This window comes from Bacteroides mucinivorans (genome assembly GCF_034654355.2).
Taxonomy (GTDB): domain Bacteria; phylum Bacteroidota; class Bacteroidia; order Bacteroidales; family Bacteroidaceae; genus Bacteroides; species Bacteroides nordii.
This window is the reverse complement of the sequence record NZ_CP178179.1, coordinates 664,745-690,220: the sequence shown is the minus strand read 5'-3', so window position 1 is coordinate 690,220 and position 25,476 is coordinate 664,745. Positions and strand designations below refer to the sequence as shown.

At 40.1% G+C, this 25,476-nt stretch carries 21 protein-coding genes and 5 tRNA genes; 4 read left to right on the top strand and 22 right to left on the bottom strand.

Translation table 11 applies throughout. From position 1 onward, the window contains the following. Positions 1-6: 6 nt before the first annotated feature. The 20 genes from rpsG to rpsU all read right to left on the bottom strand — a co-directional run bounded on the left by rpsG (position 7) and on the right by rpsU (position 16,588). Positions 7-483: a 30S ribosomal protein S7 gene (gene rpsG / locus VCM39_RS02340; RefSeq protein WP_221651131.1), complete on the bottom strand. Its 477-nt coding sequence runs from the start codon at positions 481-483 to the stop codon at positions 7-9. Positions 484-628: 145 nt separating this feature from the next. Then, the gene (rpsL, locus tag VCM39_RS02335) at positions 629-1,039 is read right to left on the bottom strand and encodes a 30S ribosomal protein S12 (protein WP_042366837.1); all 411 of its coding nucleotides are present in this window, start codon (positions 1,037-1,039) and stop codon (positions 629-631) included. 135 nt (positions 1,040-1,174) lie between these two features. Further along, entirely contained in the window at positions 1,175-1,480 is a 306-nt protein-coding gene (locus VCM39_RS02330) for a DUF3467 domain-containing protein (protein WP_221651130.1), read from the bottom strand. A gap of 380 nt (positions 1,481-1,860) precedes the next feature. Then, on the bottom strand, positions 1,861-6,144 hold the full coding sequence (gene rpoC / locus VCM39_RS02325) for a DNA-directed RNA polymerase subunit beta' (protein WP_221651129.1): 4,284 nt from the start codon (positions 6,142-6,144) through the stop codon (positions 1,861-1,863). A gap of 113 nt (positions 6,145-6,257) precedes the next feature. After that, entirely contained in the window at positions 6,258-10,070 is a 3,813-nt protein-coding gene (rpoB, locus tag VCM39_RS02320; protein ID WP_221651128.1) for a DNA-directed RNA polymerase subunit beta, read from the bottom strand. A 104-nt stretch (positions 10,071-10,174) separates the two neighbouring features. Next, on the bottom strand, positions 10,175-10,549 hold the full coding sequence (rplL, locus tag VCM39_RS02315; RefSeq protein WP_005928990.1) for a 50S ribosomal protein L7/L12: 375 nt from the start codon (positions 10,547-10,549) through the stop codon (positions 10,175-10,177). A gap of 94 nt (positions 10,550-10,643) precedes the next feature. Continuing rightward, a complete protein-coding gene (gene rplJ, locus VCM39_RS02310; protein ID WP_221651127.1) occupies positions 10,644-11,165 on the bottom strand; it encodes a 50S ribosomal protein L10 in 522 nt (173 codons plus the stop codon). A 15-nt stretch (positions 11,166-11,180) separates the two neighbouring features. Further along, positions 11,181-11,879 carry a 50S ribosomal protein L1 gene (rplA, locus tag VCM39_RS02305; RefSeq protein ID WP_221651126.1) on the bottom strand — a complete coding sequence of 233 codons (699 nt, stop codon included), beginning with the start codon at positions 11,877-11,879 and terminating at the stop codon, positions 11,181-11,183. Between the two features lie 15 nt (positions 11,880-11,894). Continuing rightward, on the bottom strand, positions 11,895-12,338 hold the full coding sequence (rplK, locus tag VCM39_RS02300; RefSeq protein WP_002558085.1) for a 50S ribosomal protein L11: 444 nt from the start codon (positions 12,336-12,338) through the stop codon (positions 11,895-11,897). A gap of 57 nt (positions 12,339-12,395) precedes the next feature. After that, positions 12,396-12,938: a transcription termination/antitermination protein NusG gene (nusG, locus tag VCM39_RS02295; protein WP_002558086.1), complete on the bottom strand. Its 543-nt coding sequence runs from the start codon at positions 12,936-12,938 to the stop codon at positions 12,396-12,398. Between the two features lie 15 nt (positions 12,939-12,953). Further along, positions 12,954-13,145 (bottom strand): preprotein translocase subunit SecE, encoded by a 192-nt coding sequence (secE, locus tag VCM39_RS02290; RefSeq protein WP_044094928.1) that lies wholly within the window; start codon positions 13,143-13,145, stop codon positions 12,954-12,956. Positions 13,146-13,159: 14 nt separating this feature from the next. After that, positions 13,160-13,232: transfer RNA gene (locus tag VCM39_RS02285), tRNA-Trp, on the bottom strand. A 54-nt stretch (positions 13,233-13,286) separates the two neighbouring features. Beyond that, positions 13,287-14,471 (bottom strand): elongation factor Tu, encoded by a 1,185-nt coding sequence (gene tuf, locus VCM39_RS02280; RefSeq protein ID WP_251234321.1) that lies wholly within the window; start codon positions 14,469-14,471, stop codon positions 13,287-13,289. A 52-nt stretch (positions 14,472-14,523) separates the two neighbouring features. After that, positions 14,524-14,595: transfer RNA gene (locus VCM39_RS02275), tRNA-Thr, on the bottom strand. A gap of 12 nt (positions 14,596-14,607) precedes the next feature. Then, positions 14,608-14,680, bottom strand: a tRNA-Gly gene (locus VCM39_RS02270). A gap of 34 nt (positions 14,681-14,714) precedes the next feature. Further along, positions 14,715-14,797 (bottom strand) — tRNA-Tyr (locus tag VCM39_RS02265). Positions 14,798-14,957: 160 nt separating this feature from the next. Further along, positions 14,958-15,031, bottom strand: a tRNA-Thr gene (locus VCM39_RS02260). Between the two features lie 96 nt (positions 15,032-15,127). Next, positions 15,128-15,427 carry a ribosome hibernation-promoting factor, HPF/YfiA family gene (hpf, locus tag VCM39_RS02255; RefSeq protein ID WP_002558088.1) on the bottom strand — a complete coding sequence of 100 codons (300 nt, stop codon included), beginning with the start codon at positions 15,425-15,427 and terminating at the stop codon, positions 15,128-15,130. A 14-nt stretch (positions 15,428-15,441) separates the two neighbouring features. Further along, positions 15,442-16,323, bottom strand: a complete 882-nt coding sequence (gene xerC / locus VCM39_RS02250) for a tyrosine recombinase XerC (protein WP_002558089.1) — start codon at positions 16,321-16,323, stop codon at positions 15,442-15,444. A 73-nt stretch (positions 16,324-16,396) separates the two neighbouring features. Further along, positions 16,397-16,588 (bottom strand): 30S ribosomal protein S21, encoded by a 192-nt coding sequence (gene rpsU, locus VCM39_RS02245; protein ID WP_002558090.1) that lies wholly within the window; start codon positions 16,586-16,588, stop codon positions 16,397-16,399. 190 nt (positions 16,589-16,778) lie between these two features. On the opposite strand from rpsU, the gene VCM39_RS02240 reads away from it, so the two are divergent. Together VCM39_RS02240 and VCM39_RS02235 are read left to right on the top strand one after the other, a co-directional pair. Continuing rightward, positions 16,779-18,560: an aminopeptidase P family protein gene (locus VCM39_RS02240; protein WP_289293546.1), complete on the top strand. Its 1,782-nt coding sequence runs from the start codon at positions 16,779-16,781 to the stop codon at positions 18,558-18,560. A gap of 15 nt (positions 18,561-18,575) precedes the next feature. After that, positions 18,576-19,097, top strand: coding sequence for a gamma carbonic anhydrase family protein (locus VCM39_RS02235; RefSeq protein WP_221651123.1), 522 nt, complete (start codon positions 18,576-18,578; stop codon positions 19,095-19,097). Positions 19,098-19,227: 130 nt separating this feature from the next. On the opposite strand, the gene VCM39_RS02230 is transcribed toward VCM39_RS02235, so the two are convergent. Next, positions 19,228-20,448 (bottom strand): 3-deoxy-D-manno-octulosonic acid transferase, encoded by a 1,221-nt coding sequence (locus VCM39_RS02230; protein ID WP_002558093.1) that lies wholly within the window; start codon positions 20,446-20,448, stop codon positions 19,228-19,230. A gap of 17 nt (positions 20,449-20,465) precedes the next feature. Then, entirely contained in the window at positions 20,466-21,983 is a 1,518-nt protein-coding gene (gene gltX, locus VCM39_RS02225) for a glutamate--tRNA ligase (protein ID WP_322933517.1), read from the bottom strand. Positions 21,984-22,077: 94 nt separating this feature from the next. On the opposite strand from gltX, the gene VCM39_RS02220 reads away from it, so the two are divergent. Together VCM39_RS02220 and VCM39_RS02215 are read left to right on the top strand one after the other, a co-directional pair. Continuing rightward, positions 22,078-24,138, top strand: coding sequence for an HD family phosphohydrolase (locus VCM39_RS02220; protein WP_002558095.1), 2,061 nt, complete (start codon positions 22,078-22,080; stop codon positions 24,136-24,138). Then, entirely contained in the window at positions 24,135-24,911 is a 777-nt protein-coding gene (locus tag VCM39_RS02215; protein WP_322933516.1) for a hypothetical protein, read from the top strand. The genes VCM39_RS02220 and VCM39_RS02215 overlap by 4 nt, the downstream gene beginning before the upstream one ends. Positions 24,912-25,476 lie beyond the last annotated feature (565 nt).

The window sequence follows — 25,476 nt, the reverse complement described above, 5'->3', positions numbered from 1 at the left end:
AGTGCATTAGAATCTGAAATGAGCGAACGCACGGTTAGCTTCCGCCATTCTGTGCATATCTTCTTTACGTTTGTAAGCACCACCTTGCTCATTGAATGCATCCATGATTTCGGCAGCCAATTTATCAGCCATTGATTTACCACCTCTTTTACGAGCAAAAAGAATCAGATTCTTCATCGAGATAGACTCTTTACGATCCGGACGGATTTCTGTAGGAACCTGGAAAGTAGCACCACCTACACGGCGAGACTTAACTTCCACTTGTGGAGTCACGTTATCCAACGCTTTTTTCCAAATTTCAAGAGCAGATTTTTCCTCGTTAGGAAGTTTTGTTTTAACTGTTTCTAAAGCAGCGTAGAAAATTTCGTAAGATGTATTCTTCTTGCCATCATACATCAAGTGATTTACGAATTTTGAAACCTTTTGGTCATTGAACACGGGATCCGGAAGGATAACGCGTTTTTTTGGTTTAGCTTTTCTCATTTGTTTGAAAAATAATGTTTTTTGTTTTTGGCTGTCTATTCTTGACGTCTTCAATTCTCCCACCGGAAAATTTACTCAACCTTTATAGCTTATTCCAACAAACTAAAACGAAAGTTATTACTTTAAATAGTTGATCTTAGATCGGTTATTTTTTCTTTCCTTTTACAGGAGCAGCAGCTTGTCCTGGTTTCGGGCGTTTAGCACCATACTTAGAACGTCTTTGAGTACGTCCAGCTACACCTGCCGTATCAAGAGTTCCACGAACGATGTGATAGCGCACACCCGGAAGGTCTTTCACACGTCCGCCGCGTACCAATACGATTGAGTGCTCTTGCAAATTGTGTCCTTCTCCCGGAATGTATGAGTTAACCTCTTTTTGGTTAGTCAAACGTACACGGGCAACTTTACGCATTGCAGAGTTAGGTTTTTTCGGAGTGGTTGTATACACTCTCACGCAAACGCCACGTCTTTGAGGACATGAATCGAGGGCCGGAGATTTACTTTTCTCCACCAGCACTTCGCGTCCTTTTCTTACTAATTGCTGAATTGTAGGCATTTCAAATTGTTTTTAATTTATATTATTGTTATATTAATTTCGTAACTATACATTTTGGGCTGCAAAAATACGAATAATATTTGAATAATCAATGCACTACCTCTTTTTTTTCATTTTTAACCCTTTATATTATACTCAAGCTTCACCTTTTACAGCCATTGGAGGTAAAGATTGTTCATCGGCCAATTGCACTGGTCCAAACACACGTTCATATTTTGCAATATTTTCTTCCAATGCACGAAGCAAACGTTTAGCATGTTCAGGTGCTAAAATAATCCGTGACTGAACACCTGCTTTAGGTACTCCCGGCATAACCCGTATGAAATCGAGTATGAATTCTGAACTCGAATGAGTGATGATAGCCAGGTTAGCATAAATTCCCTGCGCAACATCTTCTTTTAGTTCAATCTGTAATTGATTGTTAGGATTCTGTTCTTCCATATTTCTAAATGTTATAAATTAAACGTATATTCCAAATTCACCAGCGGAAATAATTTCACATTCCCTTTCATAAGACTAAAAAGGGGCTTTCATTCCAGAAGATGGATATTTATCCCCTTAAAAGGCTTTATTTCTCTTTACAAATTTACAACAATCCGAATAGGAAGCAAAGATTTTATGCAGTTATTTCCAGATTAAAGATTTATCTATAACAAATTAAAGAGAGTCTTGAAAGAATCCAGATCAAACCATAATCACTACCCGAAAAGACCAAAGTACCCAAAAACAAATCGCACTGAAATAATCAAAGCCAAAACACAAAAAAGGAGCAATTACCATCATGGCAATTACTCCTTCTTACTATAGTCAATTGAATTGTATTATTCTACTTCATTATAATCAAGTACCGTTTTCTTATTAGCTAAGATACGATCATACTCTTCCTTTGAACCAACAATAACTTTATCAAACTCACGTTGACCTGTACCAGCAGGAATTAAGTGACCACAGATCACATTTTCCTTCATACCTTCAAGCTTATCAATCTTACCGTTGATAGCAGCTTCGTTCAATACTTTTGTTGTTTCCTGGAAGGATGCAGCTGACATAAAGCTGGAAGTTTGCAAAGCGGCACGTGTAATACCTTGAAGAATCTGAGTAGAGGTAGCAGCAATAGCATCACGCACTTCCACCGGTTTCAAGTCACGGCGCTTCAACATACTGTTTTCATCACGCAACTTACGCGCAGTTACAATCTGTCCTGGCTGCATTGTCTGAGAATCACCTGCATCTACAACTACTTTCTTACCCCAGATACGATCATTCTCTTCCATAAACTCAAGTTTATCAACGACCTGTTGTTCAAGGAAACGAGTATCTCCGGGTTCGTCAATTTCAACTTTACGCATCATTTGACGAACAATAATTTCAAAATGCTTATCGTTAATTTTCACACCCTGCAAACGGTATACGTCCTGAACCTCATTCACGATATACTCTTGCACCGCTGTCGGACCTTTAATAGCCAAAATATCAGCTGGTGTAATGGCACCGTCTGACAACGGAGTACCAGCACGAACATAGTCATTCTCCTGTACCAGAATCTGCTTAGATAAGTTAACAAGGTACTTCTTAACCTCACCGGTTTTAGAGGTAACTACAATTTCACGATTACCACGTTTAATTTTACCCATAGTAACCTCACCATCAATTTCCGATACAACAGCCGGATTTGACGGGTTACGTGCTTCGAACAGTTCGGTAACACGTGGAAGACCACCAGTGATATCACCAGCTTTACCTACTGCACGCGGTATCTTCACAATAACCTCACCAGCTTTCACCTTCTGACCATTCTCAATGATAACGTGTCCACCCACAGGCAAGTTGTAAGTACGAATCAAATCACCATCTTCAGTAAGAATATGAGCTGAAGGCACCTTAGTCTTATCTTTAGACTCTATGATGATAATTTCACGAAGTCCGGTTGCTTCATCCGATTCAACCTTATAAGTAACGTTCTCAACAACACTCTCAAATTCAATCTTACCAGTAGCCTCAGTAATAATAACAGCGTTGAACGGATCCCACTTAGCAATAAGTTTACCCTTCTCAACCACTTCGCCATCAGCCACATACAATGTAGAGCCATAAGGTACATTGTGAGTAGACAGAACTATATTCGTATTTACATCTACGAAACGTACTTCAGCCAAACGACCTACTACAACCTTCGCAGCTTCACCAGTTTCATCAACAACGTCTACGGTACGGAGCTCTTCAAATTCCAGACGAGCTGCATTCTTAGCCACAATACTTGCATTAGCTGCAATATTAGCAGCAGTACCACCGGCGTGGAACGTACGCAAAGTCAACTGTGTACCCGGTTCACCAATTGATTGGGCAGCGATTACACCGACAGCCTCACCTTTCTGAACCATACGGCTCGTAGCAAGATTACGTCCATAACACTTAGCACATACACCCTTCTTTGATTCACAAGTCAATACTGAACGGATTTCAACGCTCTCAATCGGAGATTCCTGAATCTTCTTAGCGATGTCTTCTGTTATTTCTTCTCCACCTGAAACAAGCAATTCACCTGTTGTAGGATGAATAATATCATGTACAGATACACGACCAAGAATACGTTCATATAGAGTTGCAATAACTTCATCGTTATTCTTCAAGTCTGTACAAACCAATCCGCGAAGTGTACCACAGTCCTCCTCATTAATAATCACATCATGCGAAACGTCCACCAGACGGCGAGTCAGATATCCTGCATCGGCAGTCTTTAGTGCAGTATCGGCCAAACCTTTACGAGCACCATGGGTAGAGATAAAGTACTCCAACACCGAAAGTCCTTCTTTAAAGTTCGATAAGATCGGATTTTCAATAATCTGTCCACCTTCTGCACCAGCCTTCTGCGGTTTAGCCATCAAACCACGCATACCTGACAACTGACGGATCTGTTCCTTAGAACCACGCGCACCAGAATCAAGCATCATATATACAGAGTTAAAGCCTTGATCATCTGAAGAAATAGTTTTCATCAAGATATTAGACAACTCAGAGTTTACATGTGTCCAGATATCGATCACCTGATTATAACGTTCATTATTGGTGATGAAACCCATATTATAGTTATTGATCACCTGTTCTACTTCGTCATAACCCTTTTGAACCAATACTTCTTTCTCCTTCGGGATAATAATATCACCCAAGTTAAATGACAAGCCACCCTTAAAGGCCATCTGGTAACCAAGATTTTTAATTCCATCAAGGAAATCAGCAGCTTTCGCTACACCGCATACCTTAATTACATCACTAATGATGTCACGAAGTGATTTTTTAGAGATAATGGTATTAATATAACCAGCTTCAGGCGGAACAATCTCGTTAACAATAACACGTCCAACCGAAGTCTCACGCATTACATCTATAATATTACCGTTTTCGTCAACATCCTTCACGATAACTTTCACCGGAGCATGAATATCAACCTTACCTTCATTGTAAGCGATCAATGCTTCTTCCGGACCGTAGAAAGTTAAACCTTCTCCTTTAGCCCCCGTACGCAACTTGGTTATATAATACAAGCCAAGCACCATATCCTGTGCAGGTACTGTAATAGGAGCGCCATTAGCCGGATTCAAAATATTATGTGACTGAAGCATCAACATTTGTGCTTCAAGAATAGCTTCATTACTCAAAGGCAAGTGAACAGCCATCTGGTCGCCATCAAAGTCGGCATTGAACGCTGTACAAGCAAGTGGATGCAACTGAATAGCTTTACCTTCGATCATCTTCGGTTGAAAAGCCTGAATACCCAAGCGGTGAAGAGTCGGAGCACGGTTCAGTAACACAGGATGTCCTTTCATTACATGCTCAAGAATATCCCAAATTACTGGTTCTTTACGGTCTACAATCTTCTTTGCCGACTTCACAGTTTTTACAATACCGCGTTCAATCAACTTACGAATGATAAATGGTTTATAAAGTTCGGCAGCCATCAATTTAGGAATACCGCATTCACCCATTTTCAACTCAGGACCTACAACGATAACCGAACGAGCTGAATAGTCAACACGCTTACCAAGCAAATTCTGACGGAAACGTCCTTGTTTACCCTTCAAACTATCTGATAATGACTTCAGCGGACGATTAGCGTCCGTCTTAACAGCACTTGATTTGCGCGAGTTATCAAACAATGAGTCAACCGATTCCTGAAGCATACGTTTTTCATTACGCAAAATAACTTCCGGAGCCTTGATTTCAATCAAACGTTTCAAACGATTGTTACGGATAATCACACGACGGTAAAGGTCATTCAAATCCGATGTAGCAAAACGACCACCATCCAACGGCACCAGCGGGCGAAGTTCAGGAGGAATAACCGGTACAATACGTACGATCATCCATTCCGGCTTATTACGTCCACGAGATGCACGGAACGACTCCACCACCTGTAAACGTTTCAGAGCCTCATTTTTGCGTTGCTGTGAAGCATCATTTCCAGCGCGGTGACGCAGCTCGTATGACAATGCATCCAAATCAAGACGTGCCAGAAGATCATAAATAGCCTCTGCCCCCATCTTAGCAATGAACTTATTCGGATCTGTATCTTCGAGATACTGATTTTCTTTCGGAAGCGTATCCAGAATATCCAGATATTCTTCTTCTGAAAGCAAATCATATTCAGCTACGCCATCCTCAGCTTTAACACCCGGCTGAATCACAACGTAACGCTCGTAATAAATGATAGAATCCAGTTTCTTGGTAGGCAAGCCCAACAAATAACCGATCTTATTAGGAAGTGAGCGGAAATACCAGATGTGAGCCACCGGCACTACAAGCTGAATATGTCCCATACGTTCACGACGTACTTTCTTTTCAGTAACTTCTACACCGCAACGGTCGCAGACGATACCTTTATAACGGATACGTTTATACTTACCGCAATGGCATTCATAATCCTTAATAGGACCAAAGATACGCTCACAGAACAAACCGTCACGTTCTGGTTTGTAAGTACGGTAATTAATGGTTTCAGGCTTTAATACTTCACCACTCGAATTCTCTAGGATTTCTTCCGGAGAAGCCAAACCAATAGAGATTTTCGAGAAATTGCTCTTCGTCTTATTTTCTTTTCTAAAAGCCATACTCTTATATTAGTTGAAAATTGAAAGTTAAAAGTCGAAAGTTGAAGTTTGATAATTGAAAGCAGAGAGTAATAAAACTTTCAACTTTCAATTATCAACTTTCAACTAAATAATTATTCCAGATTAATGCTTAGTCCCAAGCCTCTCAACTCGTGTAACAACACATTTAAAGATTCCGGGATACCAGGTTGCGGCATAGGTTCCCCCTTAACGATTGCTTCGTAAGCTTTAGAACGTCCCACAACATCATCTGATTTAATTGTCAATATTTCCTGGAGAATGTGTGCAGCACCGAAACCTTCGAGTGCCCAAACCTCCATTTCTCCGAAACGCTGACCACCAAACTGAGCTTTACCACCAAGTGGCTGCTGAGTAATAAGTGAGTACGGACCGATAGAACGAGCATGCATCTTATCTTCAACCATGTGACCAAGTTTAAGCATATAAGTTACACCTACAGTTGCTGCCTGGTCAAATTTCTCACCTGTACCACCGTCGCAAAGATAAGTCTTGCAATAACGCGGCAATCCTGCTTTATCTGTCCACTGATCCAAGTCCTCCATGGTAGCACCATCGAAAATAGGAGTAGCAAACTTAACGCCAAGTGTCTTTCCTGCACGACCAAGAACAGCTTCAAAAATCTGTCCGATATTCATACGCGAAGGCACACCCAACGGATTCAAGACAATGTCAACCGGAGTACCATCTTCCAGGAATGGCATATCTTCCTGACGTACAACACGGGAAACAATACCCTTGTTACCATGACGACCTGCCATTTTATCACCGACACCAATCTTGCGTTTTTTAGCAATATATACTTTTGCCATCTGAATAATACCTGCAGGGAGTTCGTCACCAATAGTGATAGCAAACTTCTTACGTTTCAATTCAGCATCAAGCTCTTTATACTTCTTGATATAGTTCATCACCAAATCACGAATCATACTATTAATATGTTCATCATTCGTCCAATTACTTAACTGAATAGAAGTAAAGTCAAGTGAGTCAAAATCTGACACATTAAATTTGGAACCCTTCGCAATTACTTCAGCTCCCAAATAATCCTTTACTCCCAGTGAAACCTTACCTTCAGTCAATGTCATTAGCTTCTTCACAAGAATACGTTTCAAGTCTGAAGCTTTTCCTTCAAACTCATCATCTATCTTCGGAAGCAAGGCTTTATCAGCCAACTTAGAACTGCGGTTCTTTATTACACGTGAGAAGAGTTTCTTATCAATAACCACACCCTTCAATGAAGGAGAAGCTTTCAAAGAAGCATCTTTCACATCACCAGCTTTATCACCAAAGATAGCACGAAGCAATTTCTCTTCAGGAGAAGGATCAGACTCACCCTTCGGAGTGATTTTACCAATCATGATATCCCCCGGCTGAATACGTGCACCAATACGCACAATACCGTTCTCATCAAGATCTTTAGTGGCCTCTTCACTTACATTAGGAATATCGGAAGTAAGTTCCTCCATTCCGCGTTTTGTTTCGCGAACCTCTAATGAGTATTCTTCAACATGTACAGAAGTGAGCAAGTCTTCACGAACAACACGTTCGTTCAATACGATAGCATCCTCATAGTTATATCCCTTCCATGGCATATATGCAACGAGCAAATTCTTACCCAATGCCAATTCACCATTTTCAGTAGAATAACCTTCTGTCAGGATTTGCCCCTTCGTTACCCGATCACCTCTATTACAGATCGGACGAAGGTCAATTGTCATATTTTGGTTGGTCTTACGGAATTTAGGAATTCTATATTCTTTCAGAGCCGATTCAAAACTTACAAATTCTTCGTCTTCGGTACGATCATACAAAATACGAATGGTAGTAGCATCAACATAATCAATTACGCCATCACCTTCTGCAGTAATCTGCGTACGTGAATCTCTAACCAACTGACGTTCGATACCAGTACCTACAATAGGAGCTTCACTTCTCAATAAAGGAACTGCCTGGCGCATCATGTTAGATCCCATCAATGCGCGGTTAGCATCATCATGTTCCAAGAACGGAATCAAAGAAGCTGCAATAGAAGCAATCTGCTGAGGAGAAACATCCATCAACTCTACTTCAGCAGGTTCCACAACTGGGAAATCAGCATCCTGACGAGATTTTACTTTGTTACGAATAAATGTTCCATCATCATTCAACGGAGCATTACCCTGTGCAATGACCTTACCTTCTTCTTCTTCTGCAGTCAGATAAATCAAACCGTTATCAGAAAGATCTACCTTAGCATTCTCTACTTTACGATATGGAGTTTCAATGAATCCAAGGTCATTAATTTTTGCAAATACACACAATGACGAAATCAAACCGATATTCGGACCTTCCGGTGTTTCAATCGGGCAAAGACGACCATAATGTGTGTAATGAACGTCACGAACCTCAAATCCGGCACGTTCACGGGAAAGACCACCAGGACCCAGTGCAGACATACGACGCTTGTGAGTAATCTCAGCCAGCGGGTTTGTCTGATCCATAAACTGTGACAAAGCATTGGTTCCGAAGAATGAATTAATAACAGAAGAAATTGTCTTCGCATTGATCAAGTCAATCGGAGTAAACACTTCGTTATCACGAACATTCATACGTTCACGAATAGTACGTGACATACGAGCCAGACCAACAGCAAACTGATTAGACAGCTGTTCACCTACTGTACGTACACGACGATTGCTCAAGTGGTCAATATCATCCACATCTGCTTTTGAGTTAATCAACTCAATCAGATATTTAATGATTTCAATAATATCTTCCTTGGTAAGAACACGTACATCCATGTCAGTCGTCAGATTCAACTTTTTGTTGATTCTATAACGGCCTACATCCCCAAGGTCATATCTCTTTTCCGAGAAGAACAGGTTGTTTATTACCTCACGTGCACTTGCATCATCGGCAGGATCTGCATTACGCAACTGACGATAAATATAAAGCACCGCTTCTTTTTCCGAGTTACTCGGGTCCTTCTGCAAAGTATTATATATAATGGAGTAATCAGACTGATTCGGCTCATCCTTATGGATCAGGATGTTCTGAACGCCCGATTCAATAATTTCATTGATATGTTCTTCCTCAATGACAGTTTCACGGTCGATAATAACTTCATTACGCTCGATAGAAACTACTTCACCAGTATCTTCATCAACAAAATCTTCAATCCAGGTTTTCAAAACACGGGCAGCCAGCTTACGACCCACGATTCTCTTAAGATTTGTCTTGTTTACCTTTACATCTTCTGCCAGGTTAAAAATCTCAAGAATATCTTTATCATTTTCAAAGCCAATCGCTCTCAACAGCGTTGTTACAGGCAGTTTTTTCTTTCGGTCGATGTATGCGTACATCACATTATTGATGTCGGTAGCAAACTCAATCCATGAACCCTTGAATGGAATAATACGTGCCGAGTATAATTTCGTACCGTTAGCATGAACACTCTGACCGAAGAATACACCCGGAGAACGATGAAGCTGGGACACAACTACACGTTCGGCACCATTGATGACAAAAGTCGCCTTTTCAGTCATATAGGGAATCGGGCCAAGAAATACATCCTGAATCACCGTATCAAAATCCTCATGGTCAGGATCAGTACAGTAAAGCTTGAGTTTCGCTTTCAAAGGGACACTATAAGTAAGCCCACGCTCTATACAATCATCAATGGTATAACGCGGCGGATCAATATAATAGTCCAAAAACTCAAGAACAAAATTGTTTCTTGTATCGGCAATAGGGAAGTTTTCAGCAAATACTTTATACAATCCCTCATTCTTACGCTTTTCGGGCGGGGTGTCTAGTTGTAGAAAGTCTTGGAATGACTTCAATTGTACTTCCAGGAAATCCGGATATTCAAGCGGATTCTTAGTCGAAGCAAAATTAACTCTTTGATTTACAGTATTTGAAGACATCTGTCAATGAATTTGAAGAACTTAATTTTAAATATATACACAAAAAGGTTAAGAATCCTCTTGCGAAGGATTCTTAACCGAATTACCTGATTTCCAGGCTAATGTTATTTAAGTTCAACTTCAGCTCCAGCTTCTTCCAATGTTTTCTTCAATGATTCTGCTTCGTCTTTAGCCAAACCTTCTTTTACTACGCTAGGAGCACCGTCTACCATGTCCTTAGCTTCTTTCAAACCAAGACCACAAGCTTCCTTAACGGCCTTTACAACCTGAAGTTTAGCTGCACCAGCGCTTTTCAATACTACGTCGAAAGAAGTTTTTTCTTCTGCAGCAGCAGCACCAGCTGCAGGACCAGCAGCAACAGCAACAGCTGCAGCAGCAGGTTCAATACCGTATTCTTCTTTAAGGATAGTTGCAAGTTCATTAACTTCTTTTACTGTCAAGTTAACTAATTGTTCTGCAAAAGCTTTCAAATCTGCCATTTTTTGTATGATTTTAATTGTTTAATTACTTTGTTGATTATAAAAATTATTCGGGTCTTTACTTCCTTCACAGTCAGTGACCCTTTTTTGAAACTTACGCTTCGGTACGTTCACCAAGAGTTTTGAGAACTCCGTGAAGGGTGTTACCACCTGATTGAAGAGCAGAAATAACATTCTTGGCCGGAGATTGCAACAGGGCAATAACGTCAGCAATAACTTCATTTTTACTCTTAATAGCTACGAGAGCATCCAACTGGTCAGCACCAACATAGAAGCTTTCTTCTGCATAAGCAGCTTTCAGTCCGGGAATTCCATCTTTAGCTTTATCTTTGATCAATTTAGCCGGTGCATTAGCAACGTTACTAAACATAACAGCAGTAGTGCCAGTCAAAGAATTGTAAAGAGGAGAAAAATCTTCTTCTAAAGATTCAAGCGCTTTGTGAAGCAGTGTATTCTTAACCACCATCAATTTGATGTCAGCTTTGAAACAAGCTCTTCTCAAGGCACTTGTAGCAGCAGCGTTCATAGCTGTTACATCTACCAGGTAGAAGTGACCATATTCCTTTACTGTATCAGCGATATGCGCAATAATCGTATTTTTATCTTCCTTTCTCATTATTCCTCCGTTTTATTAGATTTCCTCTACCGACTTCGGGTCGATTTTGATACCCGCACTCATCGTGCTAGAAAGATAAATACTCTTAATATATGTACCCTTGGCTGCTGTCGGTTTCAATTTATTCAATGTAGCAATAAATTCTTTTGCGTTATCGCGAATTTTTTCTGCATCGAAGGAAACTTTACCAATTGAAGTATGAACAATACCGCTCTTATCAACTTTGAAGTCAATCTTACCTTGTTTTACTTCTTTTACAGCTTTAGCAACATCCATAGTTACAGTACCACTCTTCGGGTTAGGCATCAATCCGCGAGGACCGAGCACACGACCGAGTGCACCAATTTTACCCATGATAGATGGCATAGTGATAATTACATCAATATCAGTCCACCCACCTTTGATCTTTTCGATATATTCATCCAGACCAACATAGTCAGCACCCGCTTCTTTTGCAGCAGCTTCAGCATCCGGTGTACACAGTACCAACACACGAACTTCTTTACCAGTACCATGAGGAAGTGAAACGACACCTCTCACCATCTGGTTAGCCTTACGTGGATCAACACCTAAACGTACATCAATATCTAATGAAGCATCAAACTTAGTAAAAGTAATTTCCTTTACCAAAGATGCAGCCTCTTTCAGTGAGTATGCTTTCCCTGCTTCAATTTTTCCTGCAGCTAACTTTTGATTTTTTGTCAGTTTACCCATTACAATTGAAGTTTATTAATTATTAACCGGGAACTCCCCTTTTACAGCGATACCCATACTTCTAGCTGTACCTGCAACCATTTTCATGGCAGCTTCCACAGTAAAACAGTTCAAGTCAACCATTTTGTCCTGAGCAATCGTACGAACCTGTTCCCAAGTCAACTCGGCAACTTTCTTACGGTTAGGCTCAGCAGAACCACTCTTTACCTTAGCTACTTCAAGCAATTGAATAGCAACGGGAGGAGTCTTGATTACAAAATCGAAAGACTTATCTGCGTAGTAAGTAATAATAACAGGCAGAATTTTACCTGCTTTGTCCTGGGTTCTGGCATTGAATTGCTTGCAAAACTCCATGATATTGATTCCCTTAGAACCCAATGCAGGTCCAACGGGAGGTGATGGATTTGCAGCGCCTCCTTTAATCTGTAATTTGATTAGTCCAGCAACTTCTTTAGCCATTTTTTAATTGATTTATATATAAACATTAATGAAGAATACTACAGCGTAACACCTGCACTATTCCTTTTCCACTTGCATAAAGCCCAATTCAAGCGGCGTTTTGCGCCCGAATATCTTTACCATGACCTTTAGTTTCTTTTTTTCACTATTCACCTCTTCAATGATACCACTGAATCCGCTGAAAGGGCCAAAAGTAACCTTTACAGTTTCACCTACAACATATGGGATATTTAACTCTTCTCCCGTCTCCTGCAGTTCATCCACTGTACCAAGTATACGATTCACTTCCGATTGTCTAAGGGGTACCGGCTTTTCAGAGCCGCCCAAAAAACCTATCACATTAGGAGTATTTCTCAAGTGATGAGACACCTCACCTACCAGAGCAGCCTCCACCAAAACGTAACCAGGAAGATAACTTCTTTCCTTCACAATTTTTTTACCATTGCGAACCTGATATACTTTTTCGGTAGGAATCAATACCTGAGACACATATTCGCCTAGGTCGCTGTTTTTAATATCAGCTTCAAGATACTCTTTAACCTTAGCTTCTTTTCCACTAATGGCACGCAAAACATACCATTTCTTTTCAATCTCAGACATCGCCATTCCTTTTGTTTAATGTGGATAAATTATTTTCTCCATGAAATTTTGGAAACAAAGATCCATCAAGAATACCAGCACTGCAATTATCAGGGAAGCATATAAAACAGCAACTGCATTACTGGACAGTTCAGAATACGTAGGCCACGATACTTTATGTACAAGTTCGTCGTAAGATTCTTTAATATAAGCTACTACTTTTTTCATCTTATAAAAATTAGCACGGGAGGAGAGGCTCGAACTCCCGACACCCGGTTTTGGAGACCGGTGCTCTACCAACTGAGCTACTCCCGTTTGTACATAATCAGTTCCCGATTTACACCGAGAACTGATCAAGTTTATTTAATATTAGTCAAGAATTTCAGTAATCTGACCAGCACCTACCGTACGTCCACCTTCGCGGATAGCGAAACGAAGACCCGGATTCAATGCTACCGGATAGATCAATTCTACAGTGATAGTTACGTTATCACCCGGCATTACCATTTCAGTTCCTTCCGGAAGAGTGATCTCACCTGTACAGTCCATAGTACGCAGATAGAACTGAGGACGATATTTGTTGTGGAATGGAGTGTGACGTCCACCTTCTTCTTTCTTCAGGATATAAACCTCTGCTTTGAATCTTGAGTGAGGTTTGATCTGACCTGGTTTACAAAGAACCATACCACGTTTGATTTCGTTCTTATCAATACCACGAAGCAACAAACCTACGTTATCACCAGCTTCACCCTGATCCAGCAATTTACGGAACATTTCAACACCAGTTACAACAGATTTCTTATCTTCACCCAAACCAAGGATTTCAACTTCGTCACCTACATGGATAACACCAGTTTCGATACGACCAGTTGCTACAGTACCACGACCTGTAATAGAGAACACATCTTCTACCGGCATCAAGAAAGGTTTATCAACATCACGCGGAGGCAATGGAATCCAGTTATCAACAGCATCCATCAGTTCCATAACTTTATCTTCCCATTTTTCAACACCGTTCAATGCGCCAAGAGCAGAACCACGGATGATAGGAGTATTGTCACCATCGAAATCGTAGAATGAAAGAAGCTCTCTCATTTCCATTTCAACAAGTTCCAACATTTCTTCATCGTCTACCATATCGCACTTGTTCAAGAACACAACCAAACGAGGTACGTTTACCTGACGAGCCAACAGGATGTGTTCGCGAGTCTGAGGCATCGGACCATCAGTTGCAGCACAAACGATAATAGCACCATCCATCTGAGCAGCACCAGTTACCATGTTCTTTACGTAGTCAGCGTGACCCGGACAGTCTACGTGTGCATAGTGACGGTTAGCTGTTTGATATTCAACGTGAGAAGTATTGATAGTAATACCTCTTTCTTTTTCTTCAGGTGCGTTATCGATAGAATCGAAAGAACGCAATTCTGAAAGACCTTTCTTAGCCAACACAGTAGTGATAGCAGCTGTCAACGTTGTCTTACCGTGGTCTACGTGACCGATTGTACCAATGTTTACGTGCGGTTTGGTACGTTCAAATTTCTCTTTAGCCATAGCTTTACTTGTTATTTATTTGATTAATAATCAGCATTTACATCCTTTTATGAGCTGTTACCGGGATTTGAACCCGGGACCTCTTCCTTACCAAGGAAGTGCTCTACCACTGAGCTATAACAGCAAGAAAAAAGAGAGCGGAAGACGGGGCTCAAACCCGCGACCCTCAGCTTGGAAGGCTAATGCTCTATCAACTGAGCTACTTCCGCATCTGCCAAAGTTTACACTCTGTCTTCTTGTTTGTGGGCAAAGATGGATTCGAACCACCGAAGTCGTAAGACAGCAGATTTACAGTCTGCCCCATTTGGCCACTCTGGTATTTGCCCTTAATTAGTTGAAAGTTGAGAGTTAAAAACTACGATATAACTTATTTTAAATCCAACATCAACATTTTTCTATAATTGAACAAAGTCTCCAATTTCATCGTTTATCAATAAAAGCTATTCAAAACTTTCAATTTTAAACTCTCAACCTTCAACTTTTTCGAGCCTCTTGTCGGATTCGAACCAACGACCCCGAGATTACAAATCACGTGCTCTGGCCAACTGAGCTAAAGAGGCAACTACTCAAAAAATGCAACCGTCACGTTCTAACGCGAGCGAAACGGCTGCAAATTTAGTTATTTATTTCTTTCCCGCAAAACTTTTGCGAACTTTTTATTTACTACGTTGTTTTTCCTTGTATTTAACCAGTTGTTTTCCGAGAGCTTCCACACTCACATCAATAGCCTCTTCAAATGTGTCGCAAATTTTACTCGCATAAAACTCCCCATTTGGAACAAGCACTTTTACTCCGGCTTCCTTATTTTCTGCCGTTTCTGGTTTTACTACCTTTAATGACACCTCTACTTTCTTTATATCTTCGTAATATTTCTCCAACTTAGACACTTTCTTCTGAATGAAAGCCTGCAATTGTTCTGTTGCATCAAAGTGAATCGATTGAATTCTAATTTCCATACTTACCTCCTTTTTTAAGCCCGTGGATGGGCTTGTTTATACACTTTTTTAAGTTCTTCAAAAGTAGTGTGCGTATAAATTTCAGTAGTAGCCAAACTACTATGACCAAGAAGTTCTTTAACTGCACCCAACTCCGCTTCATTATTCAGCATCGTTGTTGCAAAAGTATGCCTTAACACATGAGGACTTCTCTTTTTAAGCGTCACCACCTTTGACAGGTTCCGTTTCACTAAATTATAGACCAGATTTTTATAAAGTCGTTCGCCATTCTCTTTTACAAAAAAAGCATCTGACATTTTTTGAATCTGCCCGTTTCGCATATCAACATATTTACGCATTTCTTCCTTCAGTTCTTCACCAAAAGGAATCAAGCGTTGTTTATTTCTCTTTCCCGTCACTTTCAAAAGAGAAGCTGAAAAATCCACATCCACATCATCAAGACCAATCAATTCTGAAAGCCTCATACCAGTAGCATAAAACATTTCAATAATCAAATGATCCCGACATCCTTTAAATCCTTCGCCAAAATCCGTTTCATCCAACAACTTGTTCATTTCATTCTCTTTCAAAAAAGAAGGAAGAGGCTTTTTATTTTTTGGACCTGTTATTTTTCGTAATGGATCCACCGTTACCTCACCTCGCTTTAAAAGAAACTTATAGAACGACCGGAGCGAACTTAGTTTACGATTTACAGAAGTCGAAGTATACCCCTTATCCATCAACGAAACAATCCATTCACGAATAAGTTCAGGTTTTACTTCTACTGGATTAAACTCTCCAATCTCATCCTGAGCGAACTCCTTTAGTTGAGAAATATCTTCACCGTAAGCTAAAACGGTTTTTTCAGAATAATTCCGCTCATACCGGAGATAATCAAGAAAAGAGTCTGTCAACATACCATCGCTACATCTATAATTTTGCAACGAATGTATGAAAAGAAATCAATAATTCAAAGGAAATTACGAATTATTAATCTTCTACTTGCTGAAGTTGCTGAACGTAAACGGCACGCTCTTTCTTAAGTCTTTTAGTTACAGATGGTTTATCAAACTGCTGTCTGCTTCTTAATTCTTTAACGATACCGGTTTTTTCAAATTTTCTCTTAAACTTCTTCAGCGCTTTTTCAATGTTTTCGCCTTCTTTTACAGGTACTACAATCATTTTATTACTATTAAATATGTTATGGTTTAAAATTTCCGCAGTTAAATTGCGCCGCAAAATTACACATACTTTCTTTATTCACAAAACTTTCGGCAATTATTTCTCAAAATCAGTGCATATGCATCTCCTTACAAGCTATTTCCGAAGAAAAATACTACCTTTGGAGGAAACTTATAATACCTATATTTATATGAAGCAAACGATTAACGAACGCATACAAGCACTGCGGTTGATACTCAAAAGTAAATCAATCAGTGCCTTCATTATTCCAAGTACCGATCCGCATCTCAGTGAATATGTAGCTCCACACTGGAAAATACGGGAATGGATTTCCGGTTTCACCGGCTCAGCCGGAACAGTAGTTATACTGGAAGATAAAGCCGGACTGTGGACAGACTCCCGATATTTTTTGCAGGCTACACAGCAATTGGAGGGTACAGACATCACTTTATACAAAGAGATGTTGCCGGAAACACCCACAATTACAGACTTTTTATGCCAGAATATTAAACCCGGAGAAACTATAGGTATCGATGGCAAAATGTTCTCAGTGGAACAGGTAGAACAAATGAGAAGAAAATTTGAGGTAGAGAATATCCATTTAGAAACTTGTGGTGATTTACCAGGAGAAATATGGAAAGAACGCCCGGACATGCCCAGTACACCAGCTTTCATATACAGACTCAAATATGCAGGAAAAAGTTGTCAGGAAAAAATTGAAGCAATCCGGACTAATTTAAAAAAACAAGGAACAGATGGACTATTTCTTTCAAGTCTAGACGAAATAGCCTGGACACTAAACCTCAGAGGAAGCGATGTACATTGTAACCCGGTAATCATAAGTTATTTATTGATTACACAAAACAATATTACTTATTTCATCTCACCGGAGAAAATAACCAAAGAGGTAGAAAATTACCTGAAAGAACAACAGGTAAGTATACAACCTTACAATGAAGTCGAGAATTATCTGAGAAAACTTAATATAAAAAACCTGCTACTTAATCCGTCCAAAACAAACTATGCCATCTATTCGGCAGTAAATCCGGCTTGTAATATCGTTTATGCCGAGTCACCCGTAACATTACTGAAAGCAGTCCGCAACGAACAGGAAATTGCCGGGGTTCATGCTGCAATGCAACGAGATGGAGTAGCATTGGTACGTTTTCTTAAATGGCTGGAAGAAGTAGTGCCTTCAGGACTGGAAACAGAACTCAGCATAGACAAAAAGTTACATGAATGCCGTGCTGCTCAAGCACTTTATATGGGTGAAAGTTTTGATACTATCGCCGGATACAAAGAACACGGAGCAATCGTACATTATTCGGCAACACCGGAGACAGATGCGACCTTACTTCCGAAAGGCTTTTTACTTTTGGATTCGGGCGCGCAGTATCTGGACGGCACAACGGATATTACCCGTACCATTGCTTTAGGTGAGTTAACTGAGGAAGAAAAGACTGACTATACATTGATACTCAAAGGTCATATAGCACTTGCTATGGCTAAGTTTCCTACAGGAACGCGCGGAGCCCAACTGGATGTTTTGGCACGAATGCCGATATGGCAACATAAAATGAACTTTCTGCACGGTACCGGCCATGGTGTAGGCCACTTCCTCAGCGTACACGAAGGTCCGCAAAGTATTCGCATGAATGAAAACCCTGTCATTCTCCAGCCTGGCATGGTGACATCCAACGAACCAGGAGTATACAAAGCCGGAAGTCATGGTATCCGCACAGAAAATCTGACACTGGTACGCAAGGCAGGCGAAGGAATGTTTGGCGATTATCTGGAATTTGAAACAATCACCCTCTGCCCTATTTGCAAGAAGGGAATCATCAAAGAGATGCTAACCGCCGAGGAGGTGTCATGGTTGAATGCATATCATCAAAAGGTGTACGAAAAACTATCACCCGATTTAAACGAAGAAGAAAAGAAATGGTTGCAGGAAGCAACAGCAGCAATTTAATAATTATAGAGAAATATGGCTTTAATAAAATCAGTTAGAGGATTTACCCCTGAAATAGGCGAGAACTGCTTTCTCGCTGATAATGCTGTGATCATCGGCGACGTAAAAATGGGATGTGACTGTAGTATATGGTTCAGCACCGTGTTGCGCGGTGATGTAAATTCTATCCGTATAGGTAATGGAGTGAACATACAGGATGGAAGTGTATTACATACCTTATATGAAAAATCGACCATCGAAATAGGCGATCACGTTTCAGTAGGCCATAATGTAACTATTCACGGAGCTACTGTAAAGGACTATGCCTTGATAGGAATGGGCTCTACCCTACTCGATCACGCTGTAATTGGTGAAGGTGCCATTGTAGCAGCAGGTTCATTAGTACTAAGCAATACCATTATTGAACCTGGGAGTATATGGGGAGGTGTACCTGCTAAGTTTATAAAAAAGGTAGATCCGGAGCAAGCAAAAGAGCTGAATCAAAAAATAGCTCACAACTATCTGATGTACTCTTCCTGGTATAAGGAAAAAGAATAAAAAAAGTGAGAGATAACCCGGAAAAAGTTATCTCTCATTTTTTATATATACTAACTTAGAACCTGTTTAAATTTTCCTCATAAAAGTTTTTATCCAGTTTGTTTTGAGCAAAATCTAAGCAGACTCTTACCTAAAAGTTAATCATATGTAGTATCCGATCGGTTGCCCCGGCATTACTTGTAACGTAATATCCGGCATTGGCTCCGGTTTCGCGTAGGAAAACCTCGTCGGAAAGCATCTTGTCCAACAGACTTTGCAACTCTTCATAATTCTTGATAGAGTAAGCACCCTTTGCTTCCAATAATTGCACAGCCTCCATAAATTTCTGATATTTAGGGCCAAACACTACAGGAATACCATAAACAGCTGCTTCCAGTGTATTATGGATACCTACTCCAAAACCACCTCCAATATAGGCAATCTCTCCATAACGATAAATAGACGACAACAATCCATAGCAGTCGATTAACAGGCAGTCCGCTTTCAACACATTCTTTTCGTCGGCACGAGTATAACGTACATACGGACGTTTCAACTTACTGATAATTTCTACCAAATGATTTTCATCAATAACGTGTGGAGCAATAATAAGCTTCATTTCCGGATGGCTATTGAAATATTCCAAAAACAGATCCTCGTCAGGCCCCCAAGAACTTCCGGCGACAAAAGTCAAAGACTGCCCCTTAAACATCTTGACCAATGGCAGATCTTTAGCCTCTTCACGTATTTGCAACACACGGTCAAAACGAGTATCACCTACTACTGTCACACGTGTAATACCTATCTTTGACAAATAACGTTTCGAAGTTTCATTCTGCACAAACAGATGATCGAAGTCTTTCAGCACATTACGATACGTTCCACCATACCATTTGAAAAAGATCTGATCCCGGCGAAAAATAGAAGAAACACTATATACCGGAATACGGCGTTTATGCATTTCATCCAGATAGTTCTTCCAGAATTCATATTTTATAAAAAATGCCATACAGGGATTCACGATATCCAAAAACTTCTTCACATTACGAGGTTTATCGAATGGTAAGTAGCAAACGATATCCGCTCCCCGGTAGTTCTTACGAACTTCATATCCTGAAGGAGAAAAGAAGGTAAGAAGTATCTTATAATCCGGATATTTTTCCCTGATTTTTTCAATAAGAGGCCGTCCCTGTTCAAACTCACCCAAAGATGCAGCATGAAACCAGATATAACGGGCATCCTTCTCCACCTGCTGACGGAGAAGTTCATACACCACCCAATGGCCTTTCATCATTTTTCGGGGTTTCCGACTAAATGGGGCGGCCAGATGGACTACAATGTCGTAAATGACTATTGCCAGATCGTAGAGCATATCGCGTATGTATTGTATTACTTCAGAACCTCTACAGCGCGTTTCATACGAGCCACAGTTTCTTCCTTACCCAATACCCAGGAAATATCGAACATATGCGGACCTTTGCCTTCTCCAACCAATGTCAGACGGAATGCATTCATAATATTACCGGTATGATACTCCTTTTCCGCAATCCAGTCCATCACAATTTTCTCTTGTCCTTCGATGCTGAAATCATCAATACCAGCCAACACTTCTGCCAACTCGGTCATACACTTAGCAGAATCTTCCTTCCAGCGCTTTTTCACCGTCTTTTCGTCATATTCTGCAGGTGCAACAAAGAAAAAGCTGCAAACATCCCATAACTCACGCACAAAACTTACACGGTCTTTCATCATACCTACCACAGTCACCACCTTTTCAAAGGGAGCTTCCACACCATGCTCTTTCAAGATAGGAATAAAGAGCTCAGCTATTTCCTCATTGGATTTCTGTTGAATATACTGATGATTGAACCAGATGCCTTTTTTATAGTCAAATTTAGCACCCGACTTACTGCAACGATGCAAATCAAAAAGCCGGATTAGTTCATCCATTGACATCACTTCCTGATCATTACCAGGATTCCATCCCAGCAAAGCAAGGAAATTAATCACTGCTTCGGGCAAATAACCGGCTTCACGATAACCAGATGACACCTCGCCTGTCTTTGGGTCGTGCCATTCGAGCGGGAATACCGGAAAGCCAAGACGATCACCGTCACGTTTACTCAATTTACCATTACCTTCAGGTTTAAGCAACAAAGGCAGGTGAGCAAATGCAGGCATTGTATCTTCCCAGCCGAAAGCACGGTAAAGTAATACGTGCAAAGGCGCAGAAGGCAACCATTCTTCACCACGGATCACATGAGAAACTTCCATCAAATGGTCGTCCACGATGTTTGCCAGATGATAAGTGGGGAGTTCATCGGCCGATTTATAAAGTACTTTATCATCCAGAATAGATGAATTAATAATCACTTCACCCCGGATGAGATCATTAACATGCACATCCTCATTGGGTTCTATTTTAAAACGGACCACGTATTGTTTGCCTTCAGCAATCAACGCATCCACTTCATCTTTTGAAAGAGTCAATGAGTTACGCATCATCCCCCGTGTAAAGGCGTCATATTGAAAATTTGCTATTTCAGCACGCTTAGCATCCAATTCTTCGGGAGTATCAAAAGCAATATAGGCCTTGCCAGTGTCTAGCAGTACTTTTACATACTTCTTGTATATTTCGCGGCGTTCAGATTGGCGGTATGGACCATGCTCTCCTCCAAAACTCACTCCTTCATCAAAATGAATTCCAAGCCATTTGAAAGATTCAAGGATATATTCTTCTGCACCGGGTACAAAACGGTTTGAATCAGTATCTTCAATGCGGAAAATCATATCCCCTCCATGCTGACGAGCAAAGAGATAATTATACAAAGCTGTACGCACACCACCGATGTGCAATGCTCCCGTAGGACTCGGAGCAAAGCGAACTCTTACTTTTCTTTCTGCCATAATTTGCGTTAGTATAGGTAAATCGTGGCAAAATTAAACTTTTTTTTCCACACGATTGTTTTTTTTTGTACTTTTCGCAAAAAATTCAAAGGATATGAATCATCTCAAGAAAAAAAACAGCTTCTCCTACAGAGATTTATTATACAAAGCACTGATATTTGTAGCTACGGTAACAGTTATTGTATACTTCCTACCCCGTGATAACAAATTCAACTATCAGTTTGACACTAACAAACCTTGGAGATATGGGCAGTTGATAGCTACATTCGGCTTTCCCATTTACAAAGATGATGCAGTAGTAAAACGAGAACAAGACAGTCTGCTTGCCTCCTTTCAACCTTATTATCAATTAAATAAGGATGTAGAAAAAGATGCACTCATCAAATTAAAAGAGAATTATCAGAATCATCTTAAAGGAATTCTACCTTCCTATGATTATATCCGTTATATTGAACGAACGTTGAAAGATATTTATACTGCCGGCATTGTTTCGACAGAAGATGCTCAGAAACTGGATAAAGACAGCACAACAGCCATAATGAAAATAGATGATAAAATGGCTGAATCACAACTTACTGCCAATCTCTATACCTTAAAGGAAGCATATGAACATCTGCTTTCTGCCGATACAGCCCATTACAGCCGGGACATCCTACGCCAATGCGCTCTCAACGAATATATATCTCCCAACCTGACTTATGACCAGAAACGTACACAAACGGTAAAAGAAGACATTCTGGACAACTACTCATGGACCAGTGGAGTGGTAGTGAGCGGACAGAAAATCATTGACCGTGGTGAAATTGTCAGTCCGAAAACATACAGCATATTAGAGTCTCTCCGGAAAGAGTCGATTAAACGGAGTGAATCGCTGGGGCAGAAGCAACTTATACTGGTAGGTCAAATACTCTTTGTCAGTATTCTCACTCTTTGCTTTATGCTTTATCTGGAGCTCTTCCGGAAAGACTACTATCAACGAAAAGGCAGTTTATCACTACTATTCATATTAATTGTATTCTACAGCGTAATCACTGCACTAATGGTGACGCATAGTATATTTAATGTGTATATCCTGCCATATGCCATGCTCCCCATTATCATACGGGTATTTCTCGATTCCCGAACCGCTTTTCTGACGCATGTCATTACGATACTGATTTGTTCGATAGCATTGCGGTTTCCTCATGAATTTATATTAACACAGCTGGCAGCAGGCCTGGTGGCTATCTTCAGTTTGCGGGAACTTTCACAGAGGTCTCAACTGTTTCGCACTGCTCTCCTGGTAATACTCACTTATGCAGCCGTTTACTTTGCATTTGAACTGATAACAGAAAATGACCTCGCAAAGTTAAACGTAAGAATGTATACCTATTTTATTATTAATGGCATTTTATTATTATTTGCCTATCCATTATTGTTCCTCCTGGAAAAAACATTCGGATTCACCTCTAATGTAACTCTGGTGGAACTATCAAATATCAACAATGACCTGCTCCGCCAAATGTCCGAAACAGTACCCGGTACATTCCAGCACTCTATGCAAGTAGCCAATCTTGCCGCAGAGGCAGCCATCCGCATTGGAGCTAAAAGCCAGTTGGTACGTACCGGTGCCTTATATCACGACATCGGCAAAATGGAAAATCCGGCATTCTTCACCGAAAATCAATCCGGAGGAATCAACCCACACAAAAATCTGAATTACGAACAGAGTGCACAAGTCGTCATCAATCATGTAACGGATGGCCTTAAACTGGCAGAGAAATACAACCTTCCAAAAGTTATAAAAGATTTTATCAGCACTCATCACGGACGAGGTAAAACAAGATTCTTCTACATATCCTGGAAAAACGAACATCCCGGTGAAGAACCTGATGACGAAAAGTTCACCTATCCGGGCCCTAATCCTTTCTCCAAAGAAACTGCCATACTGATGATGGCGGATGCTGTAGAAGCAGCCTCACGTAGTTTGCCCGAATACACAGAAGAAAGTATCAGTAACCTGGTAGAAAAGATAATCGATTCTCAGATTGAGGAGGGATATTTCAAAGAATGCCCCATCACTTTCAAGGATATTGCAACTGTAAAAGCTGTATTCAAAGAAAAATTGAAAACGATTTACCACACACGTATCAGTTATCCGGAATTAAAAAAATGAAAATGACATCAAAGGAACAAAAACAGGCCGAAAGACTGTTGCAACGCAACGGTGTAGGACTTCATGATATCGGGAGTTTTAGTTTTATGAAACGATATTATCAGATGCCACGTAAAAGTAACCTGATATCAAAAGACAAATATGGTGCCGGAGTACTCACTTTACACTTGAATAAAGGTACAACGAAAGTAATCTATCTTCCTTTATATCGCCATCCAACAGCCATTATCCACTATTTGTTATCCCGGGGGATACCCTTCGATAACTATAAACCGGGAAAAAGAGAAGCAGGAATAACCATTCCTGAAAAGAAATACTGCCGTTCGTCTTTGTATCTCCTTTATTTTACCTCTTTATTTATTGTATTTGCTATATTAGGATGTAAGATGATTGTATCGGGCATATTATGGGGAATTATTCCGGGAATACTCTCCCTTACTCTCAGTGCTTTTCTGCTGTATGCACTACTCACCCGCTTTGGATATCTGACGCTCAATAATGATAACCTCACAGTACATAGCATCGGACGAACCGTGACTTTTCCTTATAATAGCCTGCGGAAAGTAAATTTTGATTATGCCCGTGAACGAACTTTCACATACAATATGGAGGTATTGGACCAAGGCTATAACTATTATCTATATTATATAGGAAGGGTTCCGCGTAGAAAACTGAAAGAAATTACAGAACATTTGCTTCAGGCTGGTATTGATGCTACCTGCTACATAGAGACAGATAAACGTTACTACCAGGATGACTATAGCAAACATTAGTTCTCGGAATGAGTATTCATATAAATAGCACATTGAAATTTGTAAATATTAAGAAACAGCGAATAAACTGAGAAATCTAAATGTAATTCTTAAAACCAAGAAAAAACGCTACAATCAGACTCACTCACAAAACACTGTACATCAATATGTTATATAAATATTTTTTTTTCTCGCAGACAAATGAAGCGTTCCTCTACGAGTTTCGACTCGTTTGTCGTAGAGAAACGCCCCTTTCCTCTACGAGCAACGGATTGAATAATCATAAGAATTTACATAGACTTACAAAGAGCCACTAGGTTTTCACAGAATATTGTAATAGAAAATCAACCAATATTATAAGTTTGATATTCAATGCGGCTTCCTGCATGATAAGAATGTACACTTTTACATAACAAGAGTGTACATTCTTGCTATGCAAAGGTGTACATTCTTGTATAACCAAAACGTACACTTTCATAAGCACTGATTATCAATGAATTAAAAAACAATTCATCATAAAGTGATAAGAAGTTTAGCTTTAAAATAAACCATGAACGACAAGTTGACCATACTGCAAAAATAACAC

Bases quoted from the DNA above. Each gene is read 5' to 3' on its own strand.
- rpsG (WP_221651131.1), bottom strand. From the start codon at position 483: ATGAGAAAAGCTAAACCAAAAAAACGCGTTATCCTTCCGGATCCCGTG.
- rpsL (WP_042366837.1), bottom strand. From the start codon at position 1,039: ATGCCTACAATTCAGCAATTAGTAAGAAAAGGACGCGAAGTGCTGGTG.
- VCM39_RS02330 (WP_221651130.1), bottom strand. From the start codon at position 1,480: ATGGAAGAACAGAATCCTAACAATCAATTACAGATTGAACTAAAAGAA.
- rpoC (WP_221651129.1), bottom strand. From the start codon at position 6,144: ATGGCTTTTAGAAAAGAAAATAAGACGAAGAGCAATTTCTCGAAAATC.
- rpoB (WP_221651128.1), bottom strand. From the start codon at position 10,070: ATGTCTTCAAATACTGTAAATCAAAGAGTTAATTTTGCTTCGACTAAG.
- rplL (WP_005928990.1), bottom strand. From the start codon at position 10,549: ATGGCAGATTTGAAAGCTTTTGCAGAACAATTAGTTAACTTGACAGTA.
- rplJ (WP_221651127.1), bottom strand. From the start codon at position 11,165: ATGAGAAAGGAAGATAAAAATACGATTATTGCGCATATCGCTGATACA.
- rplA (WP_221651126.1), bottom strand. From the start codon at position 11,879: ATGGGTAAACTGACAAAAAATCAAAAGTTAGCTGCAGGAAAAATTGAA.
- rplK (WP_002558085.1), bottom strand. From the start codon at position 12,338: ATGGCTAAAGAAGTTGCTGGACTAATCAAATTACAGATTAAAGGAGGC.
- nusG (WP_002558086.1), bottom strand. From the start codon at position 12,938: ATGTCTGAGATTGAAAAGAAATGGTATGTTTTGCGTGCCATTAGTGGA.
- secE (WP_044094928.1), bottom strand. From the start codon at position 13,145: ATGAAAAAAGTAGTAGCTTATATTAAAGAATCTTACGACGAACTTGTA.
- tuf (WP_251234321.1), bottom strand. From the start codon at position 14,471: ATGGCTAAAGAGAAATTTGAACGTACCAAACCGCACGTAAACATTGGT.
- hpf (WP_002558088.1), bottom strand. From the start codon at position 15,427: ATGGAAATTAGAATTCAATCGATTCACTTTGATGCAACAGAACAATTG.
- xerC (WP_002558089.1), bottom strand. From the start codon at position 16,323: ATGTTGACAGACTCTTTTCTTGATTATCTCCGGTATGAGCGGAATTAT.
- rpsU (WP_002558090.1), bottom strand. From the start codon at position 16,588: ATGATTGTAGTACCTGTAAAAGAAGGCGAAAACATTGAAAAAGCGCTG.
- VCM39_RS02240 (WP_289293546.1), top strand. From the start codon at position 16,779: ATGAAGCAAACGATTAACGAACGCATACAAGCACTGCGGTTGATACTC.
- VCM39_RS02235 (WP_221651123.1), top strand. From the start codon at position 18,576: ATGGCTTTAATAAAATCAGTTAGAGGATTTACCCCTGAAATAGGCGAG.
- VCM39_RS02230 (WP_002558093.1), bottom strand. From the start codon at position 20,448: ATGCTCTACGATCTGGCAATAGTCATTTACGACATTGTAGTCCATCTG.
- gltX (WP_322933517.1), bottom strand. From the start codon at position 21,983: ATGGCAGAAAGAAAAGTAAGAGTTCGCTTTGCTCCGAGTCCTACGGGA.
- VCM39_RS02220 (WP_002558095.1), top strand. From the start codon at position 22,078: ATGAATCATCTCAAGAAAAAAAACAGCTTCTCCTACAGAGATTTATTA.
- VCM39_RS02215 (WP_322933516.1), top strand. From the start codon at position 24,135: ATGAAAATGACATCAAAGGAACAAAAACAGGCCGAAAGACTGTTGCAA.